The organism is Nonomuraea sp. NPDC050786, assembly GCF_040654115.1.
In the GTDB taxonomy this organism is placed as follows: Bacteria; Actinomycetota; Actinomycetes; order Streptosporangiales; family Streptosporangiaceae; genus Nonomuraea.
Genome location: NZ_JBFAHJ010000031.1, coordinates 46006 through 56591, shown reverse-complemented (window position 1 = coordinate 56591; position 10586 = coordinate 46006). Strand labels below are relative to the sequence as shown.

General features: G+C 68.8%; 13 protein-coding genes and 1 pseudogene. 7 read left to right on the top strand and 7 right to left on the bottom strand.

Annotation, left to right across the window (positions count from 1 at the left end; all coding sequences use genetic code 11):
• Positions 1-339 (top strand): DUF6223 family protein (locus AB0H84_RS40890; protein WP_357617051.1); only part of this gene is annotated, 339 nt, incomplete at its 5' end.
• A gap of 43 nt (positions 340-382) precedes the next feature.
• Here the strand turns inward: AB0H84_RS40890 and AB0H84_RS40885 are convergent.
• Complete coding sequence (locus AB0H84_RS40885; RefSeq protein ID WP_357617049.1) at positions 383-1549, bottom strand: erythromycin esterase family protein; 1167 nt, start codon at positions 1547-1549, stop codon at positions 383-385.
• A 99-nt stretch (positions 1550-1648) separates the two neighbouring features.
• On the opposite strand from AB0H84_RS40885, the gene AB0H84_RS40880 reads away from it, so the two are divergent.
• The 3 genes from AB0H84_RS40880 to AB0H84_RS40870 are packed head-to-tail and all read left to right on the top strand — an operon-like array spanning position 1649 to position 2558.
• Positions 1649-1825: a hypothetical protein gene (locus tag AB0H84_RS40880; protein ID WP_357617047.1), complete on the top strand. Its 177-nt coding sequence runs from the start codon at positions 1649-1651 to the stop codon at positions 1823-1825.
• 58 nt (positions 1826-1883) lie between these two features.
• Positions 1884-2240: a hypothetical protein gene (locus tag AB0H84_RS40875; RefSeq protein WP_357617045.1), complete on the top strand. Its 357-nt coding sequence runs from the start codon at positions 1884-1886 to the stop codon at positions 2238-2240.
• A gap of 27 nt (positions 2241-2267) precedes the next feature.
• Positions 2268-2558, top strand: coding sequence for a hypothetical protein (locus AB0H84_RS40870; protein ID WP_357617043.1), 291 nt, complete (start codon positions 2268-2270; stop codon positions 2556-2558).
• A 5-nt stretch (positions 2559-2563) separates the two neighbouring features.
• Here AB0H84_RS40870 and AB0H84_RS40865 read toward each other — a convergent pair whose 3' ends face one another.
• Both AB0H84_RS40865 and AB0H84_RS40860 read right to left on the bottom strand, forming a co-directional pair.
• A complete protein-coding gene (locus AB0H84_RS40865; RefSeq protein ID WP_357617041.1) occupies positions 2564-3082 on the bottom strand; it encodes an enoyl-CoA hydratase/isomerase family protein in 519 nt (172 codons plus the stop codon).
• Positions 3079-3396, bottom strand: coding sequence for an enoyl-CoA hydratase-related protein (locus tag AB0H84_RS40860; RefSeq protein ID WP_357617039.1), 318 nt, complete (start codon positions 3394-3396; stop codon positions 3079-3081). Before AB0H84_RS40860 ends, AB0H84_RS40865 begins: the two co-directional genes overlap by 4 nt.
• A 149-nt stretch (positions 3397-3545) precedes the next feature.
• On the opposite strand from AB0H84_RS40860, the gene AB0H84_RS40855 reads away from it, so the two are divergent.
• Complete coding sequence (locus tag AB0H84_RS40855; protein ID WP_357617037.1) at positions 3546-3941, top strand: helix-turn-helix domain-containing protein; 396 nt, start codon at positions 3546-3548, stop codon at positions 3939-3941.
• Between the two features lie 486 nt (positions 3942-4427).
• On the opposite strand, the gene AB0H84_RS40850 is transcribed toward AB0H84_RS40855, so the two are convergent.
• Entirely contained in the window at positions 4428-5435 is a 1008-nt protein-coding gene (locus AB0H84_RS40850) for a LacI family DNA-binding transcriptional regulator (RefSeq protein ID WP_357617035.1), read from the bottom strand.
• Between the two features lie 177 nt (positions 5436-5612).
• Here AB0H84_RS40850 and AB0H84_RS40845 point away from each other — a divergent pair, with 177 nt between their 5' ends.
• Together AB0H84_RS40845 and AB0H84_RS40840 are read left to right on the top strand one after the other, a co-directional pair.
• Positions 5613-6467, top strand: coding sequence for a sugar-binding domain-containing protein (locus AB0H84_RS40845; RefSeq protein WP_357617033.1), 855 nt, complete (start codon positions 5613-5615; stop codon positions 6465-6467).
• A complete protein-coding gene (locus AB0H84_RS40840; RefSeq protein ID WP_357617263.1) occupies positions 6413-8551 on the top strand; it encodes a glycoside hydrolase family 2 TIM barrel-domain containing protein in 2139 nt (712 codons plus the stop codon). The genes AB0H84_RS40845 and AB0H84_RS40840 overlap by 55 nt, the downstream gene beginning before the upstream one ends.
• A 62-nt stretch (positions 8552-8613) precedes the next feature.
• Here the strand turns inward: AB0H84_RS40840 and AB0H84_RS40835 are convergent, their stop codons facing one another.
• From AB0H84_RS40835 to AB0H84_RS40825, 3 genes and pseudogenes are all read right to left on the bottom strand, one after another.
• Positions 8614-8922 carry a hypothetical protein gene (locus AB0H84_RS40835; RefSeq protein WP_357617031.1) on the bottom strand — a complete coding sequence of 103 codons (309 nt, stop codon included), beginning with the start codon at positions 8920-8922 and terminating at the stop codon, positions 8614-8616.
• A pseudogene (locus AB0H84_RS40830) lies at positions 8828-9064 on the bottom strand (hypothetical protein); the annotation flags it as partial. The pseudogene AB0H84_RS40830 and the gene AB0H84_RS40835, both read right to left, overlap by 95 nt.
• A 58-nt stretch (positions 9065-9122) precedes the next feature.
• Positions 9123-10574, bottom strand: coding sequence for a glycoside hydrolase family 43 protein (locus AB0H84_RS40825; RefSeq protein ID WP_357617029.1), 1452 nt, complete (start codon positions 10572-10574; stop codon positions 9123-9125).
• Between the last annotated feature and the right edge of the window lie 12 nt (positions 10575-10586).

The following is a 10586-nucleotide window of genomic DNA, read 5'->3' as shown; positions in this document are numbered from 1 at the left end:
CGCTCCACCGGCCGCATCGGCTCCACCGGCCGCATCGGCTCCACCGGCCGCATCGGCTCCACCGGCCGCATCGGCTCCACCGGCCGCATCGGCTCCACCGGCCGCATCGGCTCCACCGGCCGCATCGGCTCCGGCTCTGGCTCCGGGAGAAGGGGAGCCATCGTGGCCCTGGCGGCGGGACTGGCCGGCATGGTCATCGGCGGGCTGGTCGTGGCCGCCGCCGAAGGCGGTCCCGGCACCGGCTACGGGATAGTCGGAGGCTACGTGGCCCTGGTGGTAGGGCTGATCGCCATGATCCTCGGCGGGCTGACCCTGACCCGCACCCGCCGCGCCGGCTGACGGCGCGTGCGCGTCAGCCGCAGCCGGACACGCACGCGCCCTTTCAACCCAGCTTCTTCAGCTCGACAGCCTGCTTGAGGAAGACGATGCCGTCGATCATGCCGAGCTGGGCCGGGTCCAGCGGGAAATAGGCGAAATCGCGGGAGACGCGCGGGGCGGGCTCCGTGATGGCCTCGGCCAGGCCGCGGGCGTCGATGAGAGACTGGTCCCACGGGAGCGTGGACAGGACGCCCTCGACGGTGTCCGGGGGCGGGGCGTCGTCGCCGACCGTGCCGAAGGCCGAGGCCAGGAAGGCGTACCGGTCGCCCAGACGCGTCGCGGTGATCGCCCCCGCGCTCCACCACTCCAGCTGCTGGTCGCCGAACGACATGACGCTCTTGTTCCGCTGCAGGTGGAGGTTGCTGGAGAAGACCAGGGCCGGGCCGTGCTCGGCGATGGCACGCAGGTTGGCGGCCATCATCGCGTCCCGCAGGGCCGACAGCCGGGTCCACCGTGCCGGGGACGCGTCGGCCATCCAGTAGTGATAGCGGAGCAGGCCGACGGCGGTGCGCCCGTACAGTTCCGCCCGTTCCCTGTCCTCCGCGCTGAGCCGCGGCGCCTGCGTGTCGAGCAGCGCCACCAGGTCGTCGGCGATCAGCCGCAGCCGCTGGGCGTCGGCGGACTGGCCGATCGACTGGGACGGATCCATGGCCGCGGCCTCGTTCGACCATGGCTCGTCCGGGCCCAGCAGCGTGTCGAGGGTCTCCCTGGTGCAGGGCAGCGGGCCGTCGAGGAGGTCGTAGAGGCCGGTGAGCGCCTGGCGCGGGCTCGCCGCCCAGTACTCCAGCGGGCTGTCGAACCCGAAGAACCGGAGCTTTTCGTCATGCTCCTCGTTGTACGCCCGCATCCAGCGCACGAGCTCGCGGTTGGCCGGGAACTCCCCGAAGTTGTGACTGAAGCCGCGTTCCATGACGTCATCGAGCGTGCCCGCGCCCGTCGCGAGGTAGTCGTCGACCACGAGGCCCATGAGACAGTCGCTCTCGATGGCGAATGACCGGTAGCCCTCGTGCTCGACCAGATGCCGGAAGATCTCGTTGCGCACCTCGCCCAACTCCCCCACGAAGTGCCTGGCCTCGCCCAGGCCGAGCAGCAGGGGCTGGGCGGGAAGCGACCGGAGGAACGCCGAGACGCCCGCGCCATCGAGCAGCCGGGCGGTGTCCTTGATATCCATGCCTTCAACGGTATCGTTGAACACTCGGTGTAAACTTTTCCCGAAAACCCCGCTCCTATGGACGGTGGACCTTCAATCGTTGATGTATCCACGAGTTCAGTGGACCCGGCGCGCCTGATCGTCCTCGGAGACCTGCGGTCGAGGAACATCTACCTGGCGGGTGACGCGAAGCTGGTTGGGCGCGGGCACGTGACGGCCGAGACCTTCGTCGGCGACATGACCGACAAACTGGTGATGATCCATGGGGACCTGCGCGCCACCGTCTCGATCTTCTAAAACGAGTTCTGCCCCGACCTGGTGGGGTGCGGCCCGTTCCGAGCAAGCAGCCGTTCTCATGGCGGATCTCGAGATGGTCAATCAGACTCAGAGGATGAGCGCGGAAGGTAGTCAGTATGCCTTCGTGATCCAGACGAGGGACGACCTCGACCGATCGTGGGCATGGATCATGGATTACGGCAACGGGGACAACCTGGTGGCGGGACGCGGCATGGTGGACGATGTCTCGGGAACCCCGCAAGACTTCGGCCGGGCGACTTTCGACGCCTACTTGGATCGCCTGCTCGCCGCCCGCCCCGTGGTGGTGGAGTACTTCTTGTTCGAACATGATCAGGGACACGGAGTCGCGAATCCTGGTGTGGGACGTTCCCGGGACCGGCTACTACGAGATGAGCACGGTCCCTCCGCGCGGTGACCGCGCCGCCTGCAGTACCCGCTCGCCATGGCCTCCGAGGGAATCCAGCCGCACGCCACGAGTACCTGGCCCGGCGCCGTGTTGCGCAAGCGCCTGCAGGCCAAAGCGGCAAGCCTACGCAGCAACGACCGGATGAAGGCCGTCGGGATCGTCCAGGCCGGGGACCCCGATCCTGGACCGTCGCCGAGCCGTTCGACCTGCCCGCCGACGCAGGCCAGGCCCGCGAGCCTGGGCCCGCTGCGCATCGAGGTCGCGGCGTCCCGGCCGGCGAGCCCCGGTTCCTACGCCCCGGCTCTGGCCAGGCCGCCGGTCGGCTGAGTTCCTCAGAGCGCGACCGAGCGCAGCAGTTGCTCCAGGCGCAGCTCGCCGTCGCGGGTCTGAGCGCCGGCCGCAAGCGCGCCACGCAGCAGCTTCTCCGCGGCGGGCCGGACGAACTGACTCACCCACGCCTCGTGCTCGCGTAGCATCCCGGTGGCCATGTCCTGCGGCGGCAGAGCGCTCTTGACGGCCGCGATCGAGCCGTCCGGCAGGTCCGCGATGTTTCGAGCGAGCCGGTCGACGAACGCGTCGATGTCGTCGGCCGGCAGCGCGCGATTGATCCAGCCGTAACGTTCGGCCGTCTGCGCGTCGAACAACTCCGCGCCCAGGACGATCTTTAGAGCGCGGTTGCGGCCCGCCCGGTTCAGCAGGTACTGCGTGCCGCCGCCACCGGGCACGATGCCGCTCAGCACCTCCATCTGGCCGAGCCCGGCCCGGCCGATCGCCGCGAAACTCATGTCGGCCGCCGCGACGAACTCGGCCCCTCCACCACGAGCCATCCCGGTCAGCTTGACGATCGTCACTTGGGCTGGGTGCGCAGAGCCTCGTCGAGTGCCTGGAAGACGTTGAGCCCGGCCGGCGCCCCGGCTGTCGGGTCGGCGGCGGCGTCCTCGTCGTCCACGAGCGTCATGTCGACGTGGGCGATGAAGAAATCTGGATCGGCGCTCTCGAACACGACAACCTTGGCCGTCTCATCCTTCCGCAACGTGGTCAGCAGCGACATCAGGTCGGCCATCATCGCCAGGCTGAGAACGTTCACGGGAGGGTTGTCGATGACGACCTTGACGACACCGCGGTCGCGCGTCACGTGAAGGGTAGGGAAGGTCGTCTGGCTCACGCCGGGGGACTCCTATCCGGAGGCGGCGACGGCAATGCGACAGTGGCCACCGCGCCGCTAGGTATCTGATGTATACCTATGGTTGGATGATCGCCTAGGGGCGTCAATAACGCCCTTTTGGCATCTCAAGCATCGCGGAGGATACCTAGGTGACCGATACGAGCGAGCCGAAGCAGGTCTTCCGCGCCGACTGCCCGACACGACCGATCCTCGACCAGATCGCGGACAAGTGGTCGATGATGACGATGGCGGTGCTGGTCGAGCCGAAACGGTTCAACCAGATCAAGCGCCAGCTCGAAGGAGTCACCCAGCGCGTGCTCACCCAGACCTTGCGCCGCCTGGAACGCAACGGCATGATCGAACGCCGCGTCCTGCCGACCTCGCCCGTAGGGGTGGAGTACTCGCTGACGCCGCTCGGCGAGTCGCTGCGCGAGCCGTTCTCTCACCTTTACACCTGGACGGTCGAACACGCCGACGACATCGTCGCCCGACAGCGGGCCTACGACTCACGCTCCACACCTGCCCACCCACCCAGGGACGGCTGAGCGCTCATCGTCCGTGATCGGCACGGCGGGCAGTTTGCGACCGCGGGCTGTCTTCGCCGATAGTGACTGATCTTGGCGGACTGCTGGTGGCGACGGCGCCAGCGCGACCACGCCTGGGTTTGATCAAGGTCTGGCGGGTATGTGATTATACGTACCAGTAGGCGGCCTGTCATTAACGAAGCTGTCACCAGGTGCATGCGCTAGCGTTTGGCCGGGTCAATGCGCCGAAGTGTTACCTGGCAGGAGTTCAGGTGGAGGCCAGGATTGATCAGCGGCTCGTCCGGTCGCGGTGTCGGCGTGCGGCGCGGATTTCGGCGTCGCGACTTTGTCGTCGAGCAGGGCGTACAGCTGCTGGGTGCCCCGTGTCCGAGGCGCGGGCGCCGCACACGTTGGAGGTTTCGAACAGCACCCGGTCCCGCAGCCGGTCCAGCGGCGTCTCCTTGCTCGGCCGCCGCGAGCAGATGGCGGGCGACAGGCGGGGTCGCGTTACGAGTTCAGCTGTGTCGTACTCTTGCGGACGGTGAGAACGGTGGCGATCTCCACCCCGACCTGGCGAACCGGTTCACCGCGGGCGAGGGTGAGCGCCAGGTCGGTGGCGGCGCTCGCCATCTCGAACAACGGCTGGTGGACCGTCGTCAGAGGTGGGTCGGCCCAGTCTGAGACGACGAGGTCGTCGAAGCCCACCACGCTCAATTCGCCCGGGATCGACAAGCCCAGCTCCCGAGCGGCGCGATAGACCCCGAACGCCTGCATGTCGTTGGAGGCGAAGATCGCAGTCGGTCGGTCAGGGCGGGAAAGCAGTTCGAGGGCCGCGGCGTAGCCGTGCTCGCGCGTGAGGAAGGTGCGGACCACCAGCGAAGAATCCGCGGCGACGTCGGCTTCGGCCATCGCCGAGAAATATCCGGCCATGCGCGCCTGGCAGAACGGATAGTCCGGCCCATTGATCATCGCGATGCGCCGGTGCCCCAGGTCGAGCAGGTGCCGGGTGGCCGAGTGGCCGCCCCGCCAGTTGGTGGTGCCCACGAAGGGGACGTCATCCGGCAGCTCGCCGGACGGGTTGATGACGACGAACGGGATGTCCTTTGCCTTCAGCTTCGCCTGCTCGGGCGCCGAGATCTCGGAGACGAACAGGACGCAGCCGGGGCGGCGGCCGATCGTCTCGTCGATGGAGGTGGCGGGTGAGGAGTCGGGGCCCAGCTGCGACACCAGGACGCCGATCCGGTTCTGGCGCGCCACCCGTTCGACCCCGCGGATGATGTCCACGGCCCACGTGCCCTCCATCTCGCGGAAGACGATCTCCACGGTGCTGCCCCGGCTGCCGGAAGGGCGGCGGTAGCCGTACTTGTTGATCAGACCTTCGACTCGGGTACGGGTCTCCTTCGAGACGCCCGAGCGGCCGTTGAGCACCTTCGACACGGTGGGGATCGAGACGCCCGCGGATTCAGCGATGAACGCGATGGTGACCGCGGGCGGCCCCGATGGGTTGTCGGTCACGTTCGCCTTTCCGCCGCCATGGTGTGTCCATGGAAACTATAGAGCAACTCCGAGGAAACTTTCTCAGCCCGTCCGGCCTGCCAAAGGCCGAGCGTAGAGCCGGTTCCGTGCTTTGGCGCAACATGCGTTCGATACTACGGTTTCGCGCGAAACTTTATCACCGGAAGAGGAAAGCGCGTGTACCTTGAAGACTTCTCCCCAGGTTATGGCAAGCGCGCGCCGCGAGCCGTCCTCGCTTCTGACGCCCCGCGGCTCGACCTGAACGGTGACTGGGCATTCCGCTTCTCTCCCATCGGCCTCGGCGAGCCGGACGGCTTCCCATGTCCCGACTTCGACGACGAGGAGTGGGATCGGCTCGCCGTCCCCTCGCACTGGCAGCTCCGCGGGTACGGCAAGCCCGCCTACCTGAACATCCCCTACCCGATTCCGATAGATCCGCCGTTCGTCCCGGACGAGAACGAGACCGGCGACTATCGCCGCGTCTTCGAGCTGCCCGAAGAGTGGGGTGACACCCCTGCCGTGCTCCGCTTCGAGGGTGTGGACTCGTGCGCGCGGGTCTGGCTCAACGGAGTGGAGCTTGGGGTGACCAGGGGCAGCCGCCTGTCGACGGAGTTTGACGCCACGGAGGCGCTGTGCCCGGGCCGCAACGTCCTGGCCGTCCGGGTCCATCAGTATTCCTCTGGCACCTATCTGGAGGATCAGGACACCTGGCGGCTGTCCGGGATCTTCCGGGACGTAGCGCTGCTTGCGCGGCCCGTCGGCGGAATCCGGGACGTCTTCGTGCACGCCGACTACTCCGACGGAGGCGGGCGGGTGCGATTCGACGTGGCGGCGGACGGGCCTGTCGAGGTCGGCATCCCCTGCTCGGGGTGGAGGCCGCCGCCGCCACGCAGACGTTCGTCTTCGACCGGGTACGGCCCTGGAGTGCGGAGGATCCCTTCCTCTACGAGGCCGCCATCGCTACCCCGAGCGAGCGGGTGCGCGTGCGGTTCGGCTTCCGCACGGTCGAGATCAACGGAGACGGCGTGCTGACGGTGAACGGCCGGCGGATCGTGCTGCGCGGTGTCAACCGGCATGAATTCGACCCCGATCACGGGCGCGCGGTGAGCCTGGAGCTGATGCGCCGCGACGTGGAGCTGATGAAGCAGCACAACATCAACGCCGTCCGGACCTCGCACTACCCGCCTCACCCCGCTTTCCTGGACATCTGTGACGAGCTGGGCCTGTGGGTCGTGCTGGAGTGCGACCTGGAGACGCACGGGTTCGAGCAGCCGCGGCCGGAGCCCTGGACCGGCAACCCCTCAGACGATCCGCGGTGGCGCGCGGCCTACCTGGACCGCATCCAGCGAACCGTCGAACGCGACAAGAACCACCCCAGCGTCATCATCTGGTCGCTCGGCAACGAGGCGGGCGACGGGGACAACCTCAAGGCCATGGCCGACTGGATCCACGAGCGCGACCCGTCGCGGCCGGTCCACTACGAGGCCGACCGGCTGGCCCGATACGTCGATGTCTATGGCGAGATGTATCGCACCCCCGCCGTCGTGCGTCGCATCGGCCAGGGCGCGCTGCGGCCAGGGGAGCTGTTCTATCCGCTCACCGAGGGGGCGGGTGACCCGGCGGATGACCGGCGCAACCGCATGCCGTTCATCCTCACGGAGTTCGCGCACGCGATGGGCAACGGCCCCGGCGGCCTGGCGGAGTACATGCGGCTGTGCGAGGAGTTCCCGCGGGTCCAGGGCGGGTTCGTGTGGGAGTGGATCGATCAGGGTCTGCGCTCCACCGACGCTCAGGGCCGGGAGTTCTTCGCCTACGGCGGCGACTTCGGTGAGGACCTGCATGATGGGAACTTCATCTGCGACGGCCTCATGTTCCCGGACCGGACGCCGTCCCCGGGCATGCTGGAGTACCATAAGGTCAACGAGCCCGTCGTCATCGAGCCCGGCCGCCCCGGACACGTCACGATCCGCAACCGTTACGCCTTCCTGGACCTGTCCCACCTGCGCTTCACCCATCCCCAGGGTGAGCTCGCGGTGCCGCCCGTCGGACCGGGGGAACGCGTCGAGGTGCCCGTCCCTGACGGCGTGACCATCCAGGCCGAACTGGCGGAATCCACCGCTTGGGCGCCCAAGGGCCACGTCGTGGCCTGGGGCCAGCTCCCGCGTGCCGCGCCTGCTCCTGCTGTTCTCGCAGAGGCTCGGCGGACCGCCAGGCAGTCCGCCGAGCAGGTCCATCTCGGCCCCGCGCGTTTCGACCGGCGGACGGGGACCCTGGTCGGCATCGGCGACCGACCGCTGCACGGCCCGCGGCTGGCACTGTGGCGCGCGCCCACGGACAACGACCGCTCATGGGGGCAGGGCGACGCCGAGTACTGGAAGGCCCGCGGCCTGGATCGGCTGCTGCACAGGACCGTCTCCGTCGAGGCAGGCGACGTGGGCCTGACCGTCGTGGTCCGCAGTTCGGCGGCCAATTCCGGCTGCGGCTACCTCAGCACGTACCGCTGGGACAGCGACGGGGAGCGCCTGAGGCTGCGGGTGCATGCCGAGCCGGTCGGCTACTGGCCGGAGCGGAGGTTCTCCTTCGCCGAGGAAATGGTGGACCACGACCTGCCGGAGGAGGAGCACGAGGAGCTCCTCCGGCGCCACAGAGCGCCATCCCTGGCGCGGATCGGCCTCTTGTGGCACCTTCCGGAGGAATGGTCGCGGGTCCGGTGGTTCGGCGCCGGGCCCGGTGAGGCGTATCCCGACTCCCGGCAGGCGGCGCGTATCGACCACTTCCACGCCACGGTGGAGGACCTGCAGACGCCGTACGTCCGCCCGCAGGACAACGGCACCCGCGCCGACGTGCGGTGGGCCGAGATCACCGACCCGGCGGGCGCCGGCATCCGCGTCGAGGGCGACCCGATGTTCCATCTCGCGGCCCGGCGCTGGAGCGACCGGCAGCTCGCGGCGGCCCGGCACCAGAGCGACCTGGTCCCCGAGCCGCTGCTCTATCTGTACACCGACCACGCTGTGCACGGGGTGGGATCAGGGGCGGTCGGCCCCGGCGTCCTTCCCCGGTACCGGCTCGAGGTCGGGGCGGCCGACTTCGCCTTCATCCTGACCGATATTTCCTGATAGAACGCCGCCGACGCCCCGCCGCACTCGAACATCCGGTACGGCGGGGCGTCGGCGTCAGATCAGGAAACCTTGCCGGTGACGGTGTCCCCAGACCTGGTCACCTCGTAGGTGACCTTGAAGCCGCTCCAGAAGTGGAAGGTCAGCGTCAGCGGCGTGTTCTCCCGCATCGGGCTGAGGAGCTCCTTGAGCAGGCGGATGGAGCTCTTCTCGTAGCTGGGCGAGTAGGTCGCCGCCGTACTGCATGAAGGAGGTCCAGTCATGAGGCGCGGCGTTGGTGCCGTCGGCGTACTTGGCCTCCATCCTGGCGACGCGGTCACCTTGAACCGGGTGGGAATCGTCAGCGACTCCGTGGTGCCGGTCAGGTTCATCCACTTTGCGGCAGAGTGTACGGTGCAGCGCCGGACTGGTGGTCGGTCCAGGTGACGGGGATCCGGACGCTCCGGATGCCCTCGGAGCGGATCTTCTGGAACGGGGCCTCGGTGGCCGGCGGGTTGCCCCAGGACGTCTCATCCGGGATGGCGTCCAGCGTGTTGCCCAGACTTCCAGCCGGCCGGCCCCAACACTGTGATCAGCGCGACGACGAGGGTGTCTCTTCCAGCAGGTCGTAGGCGAACCAGTCGAAGTGGACGGTGCCAGTCGCGGCGTACATGCCGATCACCCGTCCGGTGAAGCCGCCCGCCACCTCTGTGGACAGGTAGCGGCCGTCAAGCGTGGCGAGCGCGGGCAACCCCTCGATACCGAACGCCAGCGTGTCGGGCCCGGAGCACGGATCACCCGGCCGCCGCGGCTCGCCGGTCTGGACGGAGAGCACCATCGGACCCGCCGAAACCTCCTGCTCAGCCACCACGGTCCGCACCGACCCGATGCGCGCGATCACCCGGACCCGGCCCTCGCCCGCTTCGATCTCGTAGTGGTGGTCCTCGTCCAGCCGGACCGCCAGCCCGCCGCGCCCCTGCGAGGGGTCGATCAGGGTGCGGGCGTGCCACCGCAGGTGCTGCGCGCGGCGGCCGAGGAAGGTCACGTCCCGCTCGTCAAGCGAGGCGCCGCGAGCGTGGAGGGTGAGCCATCCGGCGCGCTCCTTCGTGGTGGCTTGGCGGCTGCGCACCGAGATCCATGAGGTGTCGAACCTGGGCAGGTCGAAGTCGTCCATGAACGGTCCCGCCGGAGTACCGGAGACGATCTCGCCGACGACCGGCCAGCCGCCCTCCCAGGTCACCGGGGCGAGGAAGGCCTCGCGGCCCAGGACGTGCCAGCCAGGGGTGCCCCCGCGAGGCCGTACCCCCAGAAAGACCATCCACCAGGCCCCGTCAGGGGCCTGGACGAGATCGGCGTGGCCGGTGTTCTGGACCGGGTGGTGGGTGCCGCGGTGGGTCAGGATCGGGTTGGCCGGGCACGGCTCGAACGGCCCGTCGGGCGCGGGTCCGCGGGCGATCGAGACGGCGTGACCCCGCTCGGTGCCGCCCTCGGCGATCATCAGGTACCAGTGACCGCCGATCTTGTAGAGGTGCGGCGCTTCCGGCGCGAGCGCCCCCCGCGTTCCTGACCAGACCTGGTGCGGCTCACCGAGAGTCTGTCCCGTCCGCGGTTCCAGGCGCACCTGCGCGCCTCCGGCGGTCGTGACCCAGCAGGTACCGTCGTCGTCCCAGGCCAGGTCGGGGTCGATGCCGTGGACGCCGGGCAGCGGGATCGGGTCGGACCAGGGCCCGGCCGGGTCGGTGGCGGTGAACAGCACGTTGCCGCCTGCGGCCACGACGGTGACGATCAGCCAGAACCGGCCGTCGTGGTGGCGGAGCGTGGGCGCGTAGACCCCGCCCGACGAGGGGGTTTCCGTGGTGAGGGGTAGCTGGCTCGACCGCTCCAAGGCGTTGCCGAGCTGAGTCCACCGCACGAGATCGCGGCTGTGGAAGATCGGTATGCCCGGGAAGTACTCGAAGCTGGAGCAGGCGAGGTAATAGTCATCGCCGACCCGGCAGATGCTGGGGTCGGGGTGGAAGCCGGGAACGATGGGATGGTGTGACACCCCTTGGGGTCC